We start from the raw sequence: 14,302 nt of genomic DNA, 5'->3' as shown, positions 1-14,302 counted from the left end.
GTATACAGTGCTGATTTACCGACCAGATTTTTTGAGATAAGCCGCCATTTCATCTTCCGGAACCATGCCCCCACCTGTTGCCCAAACAAGATGTGTTGCGTTTTTGAGTTTTTCTTCGTCAAATTTCATTCGAGACTGGTAAGCATGGTTATTCGAGACGTGCACTGCACCAATCATACCGGCTAATGCAGAAGGCTCTAGATTAATACCTTCCAGTTCACTTAACTCACCCAAGTGGTGATACATACGAGCGTCATCAATGGTGTAAAAACCATCAAGTAGCCTTTCCATCGCTCTTCCGACAAATCCCGAGGCACGCCCGACTGCCAAACCATCAGCTGCGGTGATGTTATCGATACCCAAATCTTGTACCGAAATATCGTCATGCAAGCCTGTATGTACGCCCAACAGCATGCACGGTGAGTGCGTTGGCTCTGCGAAAATACAGTGGACATGCTCGCCAAAGGCTACCTTCAAGCCAAATGCCACGCCACCAGGCCCGCCGCCAACACCACAAGGAAGATAAACAAACAATGGATGATGCTCATCAACAACGATTCCCAAGTCATCAAACTGCTGCTTAAGACGCTCACCCGCAACAGAGTAACCTAGAAACAGCGTCCGTGAGTTTTCATCATCGATAAAGAAACAGTTGGGATCTTTTTCTGCCTCTTTACGACCTTGCTCGACAGCAATACTATAATCTTCTTGGTGCTCTACGACATTAACACCATGTGACCGGAGCTTATTTTTCTTCCATTCCCGCGCATCCGCAGACATGTGGACTGAAACTGAAAAACCCAGCTTCGCACTCATGATACCGATGGACATACCAAGATTGCCGGTTGAGCCAACCGCAATACTATACTGCTTAAAAAACTGCCGATACTCATTGCTGAACAATTTGCTGTAATCATCGCTTTCACAGAGCAAGCCGGCTTCAAACGCCAACTTTTCTGCATGAGTGAGCACTTCATAAATACCACCTCTCGCTTTGATCGAACCAGAAATTGGCAAATGACTGTCTTTTTTGAGCATTAAATGGCCCAATATTGGTGTGTCGTATTGCTGCTCCAAACGCACTTTCATATTGGGAATATCCACCACTGGGGACTCAATAATGCCACGCGACGTTTCCGTTTCGGGAAACGCTTTCATCAAATAAGGCGCAAATCGTGTTAGCCGTTCACTCGCCGCTTGAATATCTTTTTCATCTAACCCGACATGAGGTAAGCCTTCCTCCAAGGAAGTGATATGGGGGTTGAACCAACAAACCTCTTCAAGATCAATAAGTGCTGCCAAGAGTGGGAACTGCTTAGTCAGCGCTTCGATATTTGCCTTGGTCATTTTACCTTCCTGGAATGATGTGAGTTGAGATAAACAAAAGCGCCGCAATAGCGACGCTTTGGAGAACAACTATCAGTTTGAGTTTACGCGTAGTTTTTCTCAAACTCTTGCATGAAGTCTACTAACGCTTGAACGCCTTCTAGCGGCATTGCGTTATAAATGGATGCTCGCATACCACCAACTGCTCGGTGACCTTTTAGCGCTTTCAGCCCTTTAGAGTCTGCTAACTCAAGGAAGGTTGCATCCAGTTCAGGCTTAGCAAGTTGAAATGGCACGTTCATCAAAGAACGGTTCGCTGAGTGCACGCCATTACGGTAGAAATCAGACTGATCGATGTAATCATACAGTAGCGCGGCTTTAGCACGGTTCACTTGCTCAATTGCTTTTACTCCACCCTGTGCCTTCAGCCATTTGAAAACAAGACCAGACAAGTACCATGCAAAGGTTGGTGGCGTGTTGAACATTGATTCTTTTTCTGCCAAAACAGTGTAATCCAAAATACTTGGTAGTACCTGCTTCGCCATACCTAATAAATCATCGCGCACGATAGCAATAGCAATGCCGGAAGGACCAATATTTTTCTGAGCGCCCGCGTAAATCACACCGTATTTCGACACATCAATTTCACGAGAAAGAATTGTCGAAGACATGTCAGCAACAATCGGTTTGTCGGTGATAGGAAGATCGTTAATCTCAATACCATCAATGGTCTCATTTGGACAGAAGTGAACGTAAGCCGCTTCTGGAGCAATTTTCCATTCACTTGCAGGTAGAACCGCGACTTTCCCGTTGATTTCTGTTCTTGCATCAAACACGTCTGGTTCGCAGTATTTTTTCGCTTCAGCTACCGCGCTTTCAGCCCAATAACCACCATCGATGTAAGTTGCCGTATCGGCATCACCAAGTAAGTTTAGAGGAACAGCAGCAAACTGAGCACGAGCACCACCTTGGCAGAACAGCACTTTATAGTTGTCCGGAATATTCAGAAGATCACGTAAATCCTGCTCGGCTTCTTCTGCAACTTTGATGAACTCTTTGCTTCGGTGGCTGATTTCCATGACCGAAGTACCAAGGCCTTGCCAATCGATTAGTTCCTGTTGTGCTTGCTGCATAACTGCTTTAGGCAGACCTGCTGGCCCTGCACTGAAGTTAAATACGTTGTCCGTATTTTGTTCCATGATGCTCATTGCTCCTGCTATGTAAATATTACGAAATTAATATCACGTTTTCGCAGTGATAAAAACAAGAAAAGAGGTCTTACGACCTCTTTTTAAAGACTAAGCGTTGAATTGGAACAAATTCGCAACAACACGAATTACTGTTGTTGCATCAAAGCAGGCATAAGTAGAGCCACCAATGGGAACTCATGCCCATTTTCGAACTTCAATTTGCCTTCACCAATTTCTGCTTTTAATTGATAACCGCCCTCTACTTTTTCGATCAACTCCATAATAAGGAGCTCATCAATCCCTTCTTGAATAAATGGGTAATGCGTTACTAATTCATCAGAGAAGTAAGTGCTAAGTTCACCAGTAGTGGCCGTCACCAACTTCATTGGATCTTGAGTAATATGCTCAGTACCTTCAGGGATGGATAGTTGCCACTCATTGTGGAACTTGCCGTCACCGAACGCGAGTGAAAGCTCGTTCACGGATAAATCAAAACCTTTGCTAAACAGCGTATCGACATGCGGCAATAAATTCGCAATTTCCTGCTCATCTAACATAGGAGAGCTTTGATAGATAGACATAATTTGATCAAAAGACTGGCTATCCACATCTGCAATTGAGAAATCCAACTTAAAGTTATCGACATCCGTCCCATCAGTTAAACGTAGTTTCTTAGCATCTAGGTTTAATTGACTGTTCAGCTTATCACCAGACTCACTCATCGTAGTGTTACCACGGTAGCTCGCATTTTCAATCAAAAAGACAGGCGTTAAGTTCGCATCAACCACATCTAGCTTCTCTAGAGAGAAAGATTGCTCGCCTAACCAGTAGCCTTTTGCTTGCTTTCCTTTACCTTGCCCTGTCAATGCATTCAGATGAAGCTCTTCACCGTTTTCAAAATCCACTTGAACAGAAGGAACGGAAACTTGGTAATTGAGATCACCCAATACCGTCACATCACCTGTTACTTTTGCAGGGCTTGTAGAAACAGAAACACCTTGCGCTTCGTTACGATAATGCCAACTGTCTAGGTCGAGGATAAATGCTGTATTGCCATTTAGTTGAGTCTGGCTATGCATCGTGAGAGGCAAAAAGTCATTGTCCACCAATTTTGAATCTGCTGTTAGGCTTGTTAGACCGTGGCTAACATCACTGGTTACGTCAAACGTCGTTGGCATACCATCACGCTCTAGCTGCGTTTTAAGCTCAGGATCAACAACTGAATAACGAGTCAGCACGACTGAAGACAAATAGCCACGCTGATACTCGACCACTTCGCCTTTAATCATTTCATCATTCATATTGGTAATACCATCTTCAATGATGGACTGACCAATTTGTCCGACAGCCAATGGCCAACACAGCGCTAATGAGATAGCACCACCAATGGCGCCGATTTTTTTAAGATTTTGCATAACGTCACTTATTAGATATTTTCGGTCAGTCTACCCCAAACCACCTGCGGAGAAAACATTGAGACAAATCAGACTATTGATGCTTATTCTAGTCCATTAATCAGGAATCATACTTGGCTCCCACTCATCATGCCCTTTTATTGTTAAAGTTTGCGTGGCGAAGTTTTAACCGGAGCTAAAACATCTGTGAATCGTTATGCTGTGTTGTGTCTCGACAACAACCCAATCAGTGCTGAACAGTTTCGATTGGAGCTGTCTGCCTTTTCAAGTAAGTTTGATATATTTTCTGTCGAATCGATAGAAGAGGCTCAAAGCGCTTTAGAGTATCTAGAAGAAAGAGAACAGACTGTTGCTTTAGTTATAGCGAGCCATCACGCTCATTTTAACGGCGTGGATTTTCTTATTGGTTTAGACCGGATGCCACATACCGAGCAAGCAAGAAAAATTCTTATTAGCTGCTCGTCTGATATAGAGGCAATTCTCACTGCCGTTAATGAAGGCAGGCTCGACCACTGCCTCACTAAACCTTTGCCAGATCACGTCTTATTTAACACAGTGCAAAAAGAGCTGACCCAATTTATATTGCGAAACGGTAAAGAAGACCTGCTAAGTTACAGTCAGATATTGGATCATCACAGCTTGTTGCGAGCGCACATCAATAATCAGATGAGCCATTATCAAGCCGGATTCTTACACGACTACCACTCGATGTCTGATACCGAGTTAGCCGAGCAAGTGATCTCCGCTCTCCAGCAATTTTTCAAAGATAATGACGAAACAAGAGCGTGCCGTACATACTCACCTGAACACTTATTAACCGTGGAAGGCGAGCCAAATTGCTTTTTGTGGTTTATCACCGAAGGTGAAGTGGCTCTGTACAAGCGCGATGAGCAAGGCATGCAGCGAGAGGTTGTACGCCATAACAAAGGGAATATTGTCGGAGGCATGTCGTTTGTTACTGGGGAATGTTCTTTCTCGACAGCTCTAACACTAACCAAAACAGAAGTTATCAAACTCGATCGCAACGTATTCAATAAAGTGATGCAAAGCGACTCAAACTTACTGCCTCTTTTTACAAACTTGCTCTTACGCCACTTCAACCGCCGATTGCAAAGAAGCATCAACACCAAACTGCAACTTCAAAAAACGCTCGAATCTTTAGAATCAGCCCACCAGCAGCTCATTGAAAGAGAAAAAATGGCGATGCTTGGTCAATTGGTTGCGGGAGTGGCCCACGAACTAAACAATCCAGTAGCCGCGATATTAAGGGGCGTAGAGAATTTAACGCATACACTAGAACGATTACTTAACGATGCGCCCAGTTCCGATATACAAAGCAAAGGCATTGAATTACTGAGCAAAGCGCAAATCTCAAAACCCGCTTCAACCGCCGAGCTCAGATCACGCGTAAAAGCGCTTAGCCATATACTTCCAGACAGAGCATTAGCAAAGAAAGTGGTGAGCCTTGGTTTAGAATCCGATCACGAGCTACTTACCCAACTAACGAGAAAGCAGCAAGCGTCTTATCATGCTCTCAATACACTAGAACAATACCACAAAGCAGGTTCTACACTTCGCTCAATTAATGTCTGTGCAGCACGAATTGCTGATATGGTAAAAAGCCTGAAAGGATATGCTCGGTCAGATGATGAAACCCTGCACTATGCTGATATTCATGAAGGTATTGAAGACACCTTGGTGATTTTCGAGAACAAATTAAAAATGCACCAAGTTTCAACCGACTATGCAAACTTGCCTTCCATCCTTTGTCAACCGATCGCACTCCAACAGGTGTGGACGAACTTGGTCTCTAACGCCATTGACGCATTTCCAGAGAAAGGTGTGTTAAACATACAAACACGCCTTGTAGAAAAAGAGCACACACATTATGCCGTTATCTCATTTGAAGATAATGGATGTGGCATTCCTGAATCGCAAAGAGACGCCATTTTCGAGCTGAACTTCACCACAAAAAAAGAAGGTAATTTTGGCTTAGGCATCGGGCTGTCCATCTGCCAGCAAATCGTAACAGCACACAGAGGGTGGATTGACGTCGAATCAGAGATCGGCCAGTTCACACGAATGACCGTCTGGTTACCAGTCATCGAAGAAGGAGATGAAACATGACCAAGTATCTAATTTTATGTGTCGATGACGAACGAGAAGTCTTGGATAGCGTGCTCCAAGATCTTGCTCCCTTCGAGGAGAACTTTGTCGTCGAAGGAGCGGAATCGGTGACTGAAGCTCGGCAAGTGATTGAGGAGATGGCGGAAGAAGAAGTTCAGCTTGCGCTCATTTTATGTGACCACATTATGCCGGAACAAACTGGGATCAGCTTCTTAATCGAACTCAGTCAAAATGGTGACACAAAAGCAGCGCGCAAAGTTTTACTCACAGGACAAGCTGGTTTGGAAGACACCGTAGAAGCCGTAAATAACGCGAGTCTCGATTATTACATTGCCAAACCTTGGAAAGGCGAAGCATTGAGAAAAGCAATCGTGTCTCAGCTTACCGCGTTTGTGATTGAGAATGATGATAACCTGCTATCCTGGACTCAAATCCTTGATTCTGAGGCAATCCTCAACGCCATGGCAGAAAGAAGAGCAAGCTTTGGCGAGTAATAAAGTGTTTGGTTCTAACTTGAACTCAACGATGCTCATTGCACCACCTAACCTCGCATAGTCGAATGAGGTTAGAAAAACATCGTTACTTGTCCGAGTGAAATTCTCGGACACTACGTATATGGCGCAGTTTTTGCTTAAACCAAGGAACTATTAAGTTAATTGACAAAACATCGACACATTTTTGTTGGTCGTCGACCTTCCTTTTTATTATGATGTCGGACAAATCAGATTACGGTTCAAGTGGTTGCTTGAATCCATGGAAATAATGAACAAGGTTTATCGTTAGTTATGCGTAAAACACTATTAGCCGCTGCCTTACTAGTGGCATCAAGCCATGCCCTAGCTGCAAACGATCGCAATGCGCCAGCAACTATGAGCAACTTTAGCTACGACTATTTCGAAGCACGTATTGGCGCAAGTCCTGTGACATTTGGTGCTGGATTCAGCAAATCAATTCACCCGAACGCGCATGTTATTGCTCGTATTGACTCTGAGTTTGAAAGTGATTTTGACTCAGCTGCAGGCTTTGGCTTCCATTCTCCGCTAAACAACTGGGCAGATCTTACTGGTGAAATGCTAATGCGCGTTGTGCAACCTTCGAATGAGAGCAGCACAGATGTTGGTATGGAGCTGAACTTAGGTGTTCGCCAATGGTTGGGCCCTCAATTAGAAGTAGGCGGCAAAGTCGGCTACGTTTCTATCGATAACGATGACGATTGGACTGGCTCTGCCTACGCTCGATTCCACTCAACAGAGCTTTTCTCTTTGGGTGCTGAAGCACGTATCAACGATTTTTACGGTGATCAGGTAATGTTCACTACGCGTTTTAAGTTTTAAGATTTGTACTGTAAGAAAAGAGCAAATTCAAAAACAAAAACCGAGGTCTCTGCCTCGGTTTTTTTGTCTAATTTAATGACTAACTCAATGAAGTGGTAAAAAACTTCAACGTCCTTTTTCCGCTTTTCACACTTGCCTTTACGACCCGCTAACTCCATCGAAACAAGTCAATCATTGTGCGATCAGCTTCGCTTAGTCACACAGTGCCAATAACTGTTTTTTACGCGGCTCTTGGATCAGTTTCCAATGTACGCCATCAGTTGCACCAGCAAATTTCCACAGTAGCTTTACATCAACATCATTACCGTAAGCCGTTTTAACTTTGTTGAAGACTTTTACAGGTCCAAGTTCTAAAAAGGTTTCTACGTCATCAACACCGGCTTTCTTGACCATACGTTCAAGGGTTAGTTGCATGTTGGGTAAGTCTCTTAAGCGTCTACTGGCAGAGGACTTTTGATATTTCCGTTCCTTAATTGAGTATTCAATTGATTTTTGTACCAGTTCATCAAGCCCTACATATCCGGATTCGAATAAATCGGTTACATCATAATAATTTACGGTTGCCGTCGTCTGTTTTTTGACGTGCTTATACTTCTCACAGCTCAGTTGAGTAAACACTTCATCTAGCCCATTACCACCACGTAAGTAGCAGCAATCATTGCTGACAAGCGCAAACATAGCATCATCGGTGAATAAACCAATACCACCGAACATAGAACGTTTTTGGTACTCACTGAAGGTGCGTACATATTTAAAAAAAGCTTGGTCTGTCATGTCCATTGACCTCTTTAATCTGAATAAATTACCCCGATTAGCGATGTCACCAGATAAACAGCAGCTTATAGCGAATTATAAATGTCGATTTGTTGGCGATATTTTTGTGAGTTGTGCTCACCAACTTGCTTAATCATACTTAACGTTGAAAAATAAGTTAGGACATAGGTCACATATAAAAAAGTATAAATTCTGCATACGTGATTAGTTTCACACTTATTGTTCGTGTGGTGATATTTTTTTGACGCATAGCATGCCTAAAACGCGCCATCATTATGATCTCGCTGGCAATTACGGGCACATAATACGCATTTAATTGATAAAGAATACGCTGTAAGGGTACACTGTACGAAAGATCTCAAGTACAGCGTCACAATGGAACATTTATCATTTTTTTGGCTGCCAAATAATAAAGATAAGCTTATAAACGCACTGGAATCCGAGTTTGCTCAGCTGGTAGAACAGTCCATCGCCACGGGTAAGATTTCGTTACCTCCTATTCCTGATGTCGTGCTTAAAATTCAGCAGTTATGTGTCGAAGAACACACCACGATTGCCGATGTTGCTAACTGTTTATTGGAAGATCCCGGATTAGCAGCGGTCGTTTTACGAGTCGCTAACTCTGTGATTTTCAATCGCAGAAATATCACCTGCAACGACTTAACTACAGCGGTATCTCGTCTCGGAATACTTCGTGTACGTGATATTGTTACCGCACAAGCGATCGAGCAACTTAAACACTCAGTTAATCTCACTAAAGAATGCAATGCCATCTTGGTGAAGAGTGCGGCGATATCTCGTGAGCTCGGTGCCGTCATGGTGATGTTGGTTCAATCGTTTCGTAGCCACGAGCCAGGCACTTATGGTCATCTAGAGCAAGAAAAGGCGTTATTGGTCGGTCTATTAGCCGATATAGGGCTATTTTGCCTAATTAATGAGTACCACTTGTACTTAGATAGGGGCAATTACCTAGACCCAGATATTGCATTGCAGATCTTCCAAACACGTTGTTCTGCCACAAGTAAACTGGTACTTGAGCGTTGGGGGTTTGACAACGACTTCAGAGAAGTATCCTCAAACGAAAAATACGAATTAACGCGACCAGAAGTGAGTTATCTCGACATCGCTAGAATTGCGCATCATTTATTGATGTTCCGCAATCACGATGAACGCATTGACGAACATGAAGTTGAATTCAACTTAACTGGTGCAGAAGTCTTGTATGAACTTAGTAACATGAGTGATACTGACTTCAATGATCAAATCCGTGCTGTACTCAATGCTAGCGGTTTGTAATTTATCGCTTTCTGATAATACCTTATCCGTGATAAAACGATTCGCTCAAGGCTGAGCTGTGTGTGGTGAAATGTCTTTAATTTCAACCGATAGATAATTTGATTTATGCGTGTTGATGTTATCTCAAAAAGGAATCATTGAGCTTTATGTTTTCAGGGATGCTATTTATTTTCGCTCCGCTTGTGGTGGGGTATCTAATTCCTATATCTCGATCTTCGTTATTGGAGAAGATCAATCAGTCAACGTCCTACCTTATTTACGTCATTTTGTCGTTGATGGGTCTTAGTTTGGCGGCGCTCGATAATTTAAGCAGCAACTTACAAAGTATTCTCCTCTATGCGAGTACGTTTTTTTTGTGTCTAAGTGCCTGCAACCTGTTGGCTCTGCCTATTATTGATAAAATTGTTCCACTCCAGACCAATCAGAATCAAAAGAAACTACCGTTATCTTCGATGGCTTTAGAGTCTGTTAAGCTTATCGTGGTCGTTGGCGGAGGGTTAGTGGTTGGCCTGCTGTTACCCATTGATTTGAGTTGGGTAGATACAGCAAGCGAATGGATACTCTTTCTACTTCTATTTTTTATTGGTATTCAGCTGCGCAATAGTGGACTTACTCTGCGTCAAATCCTATTAAATAAACAAGGAATGGCCATTGCGGCTGTTGTCATCGCAACATGTATGCTTGGTGGCGTTCTTGCAGCGGTGCTTTTGGATCTTCCTCTTTATCAAGCACTCGCAATGGCTTCAGGTTTTGGCTGGTATTCACTCGCAGGTATTTTAATGGGTGACGCTTTTGGTCCGGTATTTGGTGGCGCGTCGTTCTTGATTGAATTGATGAGAGAGTTAGTCGCACTGGTTGCCATTCCTCTCTTTATTCGTAGCTATCCGTGCACCGCAATTGGTTACGCCGGTGCAACAGCAATGGACTTCACCCTACCCGTTATTCAAACCACCGGTGGTGTGCGTTGTGTTCCTGTTGCTATCGTTAGCGGCTTTATTTTGAGTTTATTGGTACCAGTTATGATGCTTTTCTTTGTATCACTTGCTAGCTAGATCTCAGGTTTTCGCTTTAACATCCATTACAATACGGCAAAAATTTAAATACCCAGTTAACGTCAAAGTGGTCAATATTTTTTGGCAAGACCCCTCTTTCTTTTCGTCATTCAGCCCAACGATTTGTCACGACCAAATAGAAAGAAGGGAGAAACATCAACTGATGTGCATTGCGTTAATAAAGGGATAACAACCAGAAGGAAGAAGAATGAAACGCTTTGTCGTTGCAGCGCTCCTCGCTACAAGCTCAACTTTTACGCTTGCCGCAGATCAACAATGTCTTGCTAGCAAATACGATGGCTACGTCGATGCCTCACTACAGTGGTATCAAGATCTTGTTGATTTGACGGTTACCCAATATCCAGATCTGAAAGAAGTTAGTCAATGGTTCTTGGATGGACGTAAACATCACTTTGAATTAAACCGCGAAGCGGTTCACTACTTTCTAGAGAACGACCCTAGCCGCGTTGCGACGGAACAGCCAATCGAAGCATGGTTAAAACTAGAGCAACATGACGTTAAGCAGTTAGCGACCCGAAGCGATAAGTTAGGTGAAGTTGCAAAACAGACATTTAGCGACCGTCAATCAACTAACCACCCAAAAAACTACGAGCTTCGTTCAGCATTCGCTGATCTGCTTAGTCATCCCCAACAAATTGATACCGCACTTAATAAGTACAATCAGTCAATAGAAAAGATTGAAAAGCAGAAATGTGACTAAGATTGCTCACATTAGTCGTTGATTAGCATTCGATAACATCAGAGTGTTTTAACGTACTCAATCTAGAATTTTTTAATGTGAATATCGTAACCTTCACCTAAAATTTTCATTTCTACAACTTGGGTTTCAACAATTAAAACGGGACTTTGCGCCCGTTTTAGTTTAGATTGTGCCGCTCGCATTACCAAAATAACTACAAAGATTCTTTGCTATGGTTAAGGAACAAAAAACCGCTGATGTTAGCTTTGAGAGCTTGCTAAAGATCTTCACTGTCCCAGAAGGTCCGGACTCAACGTTAACTAAAATTGACGAGAGCCTCTCGCGAAATCTAAATCAATTTCTTCGTGAACACATCGTGGCAGAAGAAAAGCCTTTACGCGAAATCGAAAAAGACTTTTCTTCTGCTCAGATTCCTGAGCAGCCAGAGTTCGTGTCAGATCATACAGAGCACTTACTCGACACTTTGGTGTCGCACTCAGTTCACACATCTTCACCAAGCTTCATTGGTCATATGACATCGGCACTGCCTTATTTCTTGATGCCACTGTCAAAGATCATGATCGCCTTAAACCAAAACCTGGTAAAAATAGAGACTTCCAAAGCCTTTACGCCACTTGAGCGTCAAGTTTTGGGTATGCTGCATCGCTTGATATATGGTCAGAATGATACGTTTTACAATCAGTGGATGCACAGTGCAAACCACTCATTAGGCGCATTTTGTTCCGGCGGCACCATTGCCAATATCACTGCGCTTTGGGTAGCACGTAACAAAGCGTTAAGAGCCAATGGCTCATTTAAAGGCGTGGAAAAGGAAGGCCTTTTTAAAGCCATGAAGCACTATGGCTATGATGGCTTAGCGGTGCTAGTGTCTGAGCGTGGTCACTACTCCCTTAAGAAAGCAGCCGATGTATTAGGGCTAGGCCAGGAGGGTTTGGTTGCGGTTAAAACCGATACCAACAACCGCATTGTTATCGACGACCTGAAAGCGAAAATTGTTGAGCTCGAAAAACAAAACATCAAGCCTATTGCTGTTATTGGTGTGGCTGGCACAACAGAGACAGGTAATGTTGATCCATTGCCTGAAATCGCTGAAGTCTGCCAAGCTCACAGCTGTCACTTCCATGTGGATGCCGCATGGGGTGGCGCAACACTTATGTCTAACCATCACCGTCACCTTCTTAAAGGTGTGGAAATGGCAGACTCAGTAACTATTGATGCGCACAAGCAGCTCTACATCCCGATGGGCGCTGGTATGGTTCTGTTCAAAGACCCTGACGCAATGAAATCCATAGAGCATCACGCTCAATATATATTGCGCAAAGGTTCAAAAGACCTAGGCAGCCATACACTAGAAGGCTCACGTTCGGGCATGGCGATGTTGGTCTACGCCGCAATGCACATCATAAGTCGCCCAGGTTACGAGCTTCTGATTGACCAAAGCATTGAAAAAGCTCGATACTTTGCGGATTTAATCAAACAGCAAGATGATTTCGAGTTAGTTTCTGAACCAGAGCTTTGTCTGCTCACATACCGTTATTTGCCGCCATTCATCCGTGAAGTATTAGCACAAGCAGAAGGCTCACAAAAAGAACAGCTGAATGAGCTGATCAATGAGTTAACACAGTTTATTCAAAAGCGTCAGCGCGAAACGGGCAAATCGTTCGTTTCACGTACAAGACTGAACCCAGACCAATGGCAACGCATGAATACGATAGTGTTTCGAGTGGTTTTGGCAAATCCACTGACCACAAAAGAAATTTTGAGCTCAGTGCTTGATGAACAACGCGAAATCGCCAAGCAAGCACCAAATTTGATGAAAAGAATTCAACAGCTGGTTGTTGATATTCAATCGTCTTAACGGCCAGTTCGAGTTACATCAATTTGAAATTTTTTTTCGTTTTGATGTAACTCAAACATCATTATCGTGCGACTAGCGCAACAAAACTTCGTTTACACATCCAATTCTGTAGTTTTTACAACATTTTGTTTGAGGCCTGTCAAATTCTCACTAAATAGTACCCGTTATTGGTTTAGACTGATTGAAGATCAGGTTTATACTGATTCTATGGCGCTGGTTGTTTTCGTTAACGCCCCACTCTACTCCGGAATCTTCGTGTTTCCTTTCGTTAGCAGAGCCAGCGAGTTGTTCTCTATACCCTCGTGAACACTATGAATACATTAGAAAAAATTCAAAAAAACCTGGAGAATTTCAGTAAGTCAGAGCGCAAAGTTGCGGAAGTAATTATGGCGTCTCCACAAACTGCAATTCATTCAAGCATTGCAACGCTGGCTAAAATGGCCGACGTTAGTGAGCCCACTGTAAACCGCTTCTGTCGTCGTCTGGACACCAAGGGCTTTCCAGATTTTAAGCTTCACTTGGCACAGAGCCTAGCCAACGGCACCCCTTACGTTAACCGTAATGTGGAAGAAGACGATGGCCCAGACGCGTACACCCATAAGATTTTCGAATCGACGATGGCGTGTTTAGATGTCGCGAAAAATAGCCTAGATCCAATGCAAGTGAACCGTGCGGTCGATTTGCTAACGCAAGCGAAGCGCATTTCATTCTTTGGCCTTGGTGCATCATCTTCTGTTGCCCGAGACGCACAAAACAAGTTTATTCGCTTTAATATTCCAATTACTTGTTTTGAAGATATTGTTATGCAGCGCATGAGTTGTATCAACTGCAGTGATAATGATGTTGTGGTTCTTATTTCTCATACCGGTCGAACAAAGAGTCAGGTAGAAATAGCGAACCTTGCTCGTGAAAATGGCGCAACGGTTATTGCGATTACAGCGAAGGATTCTCCTCTAGAAAAGGCAAGCTCGCTGGCCATCACGCTCGATATTCCAGAAGATACCGACGTTTACATGCCAATGGCAAGCCGAGTTGTACAAATGACAGTGATTGATGTGCTAGCAACTGGCTTCACTCTTCGCCGTGGTACAGGTTTCCGTGAGAACCTAAAACGCGTAAAAGATGCGTTGAAAGACAGTCGCTATGACAAATTAAGCCAGTACTAAGCACTAAAGCTTAGTCAATACTTTATCTAGGGGAGCTCAAGGC

At 43.4% G+C, this 14,302-nt stretch carries 12 protein-coding genes; 8 read left to right on the top strand and 4 right to left on the bottom strand.

Translation table 11 applies throughout. The annotated features are described in order from the left end of the window. Positions 1-15: 15 nt before the first annotated feature. From R7E42_RS00135 to R7E42_RS00125, 3 genes are all read right to left on the bottom strand, one after another. A complete protein-coding gene (locus R7E42_RS00135) occupies positions 16-1,347 on the bottom strand; it encodes a D-serine ammonia-lyase (RefSeq protein WP_318072242.1) in 1,332 nt (443 codons plus the stop codon). An 83-nt stretch (positions 1,348-1,430) separates the two neighbouring features. After that, positions 1,431-2,525, bottom strand: a complete 1,095-nt coding sequence (serC, locus tag R7E42_RS00130; RefSeq protein ID WP_213871581.1) for a 3-phosphoserine/phosphohydroxythreonine transaminase — start codon at positions 2,523-2,525, stop codon at positions 1,431-1,433. A 137-nt stretch (positions 2,526-2,662) separates the two neighbouring features. Then, on the bottom strand, positions 2,663-3,931 hold the full coding sequence (locus R7E42_RS00125; protein WP_005389614.1) for a DUF945 family protein: 1,269 nt from the start codon (positions 3,929-3,931) through the stop codon (positions 2,663-2,665). Between the two features lie 186 nt (positions 3,932-4,117). On the opposite strand from R7E42_RS00125, the gene R7E42_RS00120 reads away from it, so the two are divergent. The 3 genes from R7E42_RS00120 (at position 4,118) to R7E42_RS00110 (ending at position 7,392) form a co-directional block, all read left to right on the top strand. After that, positions 4,118-6,058: an ATP-binding protein gene (locus R7E42_RS00120; protein ID WP_318072241.1), complete on the top strand. Its 1,941-nt coding sequence runs from the start codon at positions 4,118-4,120 to the stop codon at positions 6,056-6,058. Next, positions 6,055-6,552 (top strand): response regulator, encoded by a 498-nt coding sequence (locus R7E42_RS00115; protein ID WP_005378005.1) that lies wholly within the window; start codon positions 6,055-6,057, stop codon positions 6,550-6,552. The genes R7E42_RS00120 and R7E42_RS00115 overlap by 4 nt, the downstream gene beginning before the upstream one ends. Positions 6,553-6,843: 291 nt before the next feature. Continuing rightward, a complete protein-coding gene (locus R7E42_RS00110; RefSeq protein ID WP_005378006.1) occupies positions 6,844-7,392 on the top strand; it encodes a hypothetical protein in 549 nt (182 codons plus the stop codon). Positions 7,393-7,584: 192 nt separating this feature from the next. On the opposite strand, the gene R7E42_RS00105 is transcribed toward R7E42_RS00110, so the two are convergent. Continuing rightward, entirely contained in the window at positions 7,585-8,172 is a 588-nt protein-coding gene (locus tag R7E42_RS00105) for a TfoX/Sxy family DNA transformation protein (protein ID WP_005378007.1), read from the bottom strand. 369 nt (positions 8,173-8,541) lie between these two features. Between R7E42_RS00105 and R7E42_RS00100 the strand changes: the two genes are divergently transcribed. The 5 genes from R7E42_RS00100 to R7E42_RS00080 all read left to right on the top strand — a co-directional run bounded on the left by R7E42_RS00100 (position 8,542) and on the right by R7E42_RS00080 (position 14,259). Continuing rightward, positions 8,542-9,462: an HDOD domain-containing protein gene (locus R7E42_RS00100; RefSeq protein ID WP_005378009.1), complete on the top strand. Its 921-nt coding sequence runs from the start codon at positions 8,542-8,544 to the stop codon at positions 9,460-9,462. 146 nt (positions 9,463-9,608) lie between these two features. Continuing rightward, positions 9,609-10,514, top strand: coding sequence for a lysine exporter LysO family protein (locus R7E42_RS00095; protein WP_033905125.1), 906 nt, complete (start codon positions 9,609-9,611; stop codon positions 10,512-10,514). A gap of 208 nt (positions 10,515-10,722) precedes the next feature. Further along, positions 10,723-11,235 carry a hypothetical protein gene (locus tag R7E42_RS00090; RefSeq protein WP_017634875.1) on the top strand — a complete coding sequence of 171 codons (513 nt, stop codon included), beginning with the start codon at positions 10,723-10,725 and terminating at the stop codon, positions 11,233-11,235. Between the two features lie 211 nt (positions 11,236-11,446). Beyond that, the gene (panP, locus tag R7E42_RS00085; protein ID WP_213871580.1) at positions 11,447-13,093 is read left to right on the top strand and encodes a pyridoxal-dependent aspartate 1-decarboxylase PanP; all 1,647 of its coding nucleotides are present in this window, start codon (positions 11,447-11,449) and stop codon (positions 13,091-13,093) included. Between the two features lie 311 nt (positions 13,094-13,404). Beyond that, complete coding sequence (locus tag R7E42_RS00080) at positions 13,405-14,259, top strand: MurR/RpiR family transcriptional regulator (RefSeq protein ID WP_005378021.1); 855 nt, start codon at positions 13,405-13,407, stop codon at positions 14,257-14,259. Positions 14,260-14,302: the final 43 nt, after the last annotated feature.

Source organism: Vibrio sp. Vb1337, assembly GCF_033338715.1.
Taxonomy (GTDB): domain Bacteria; phylum Pseudomonadota; class Gammaproteobacteria; order Enterobacterales; family Vibrionaceae; genus Vibrio; species Vibrio alginolyticus.
This window is presented reverse-complemented; position numbering and strand designations above follow the sequence as displayed.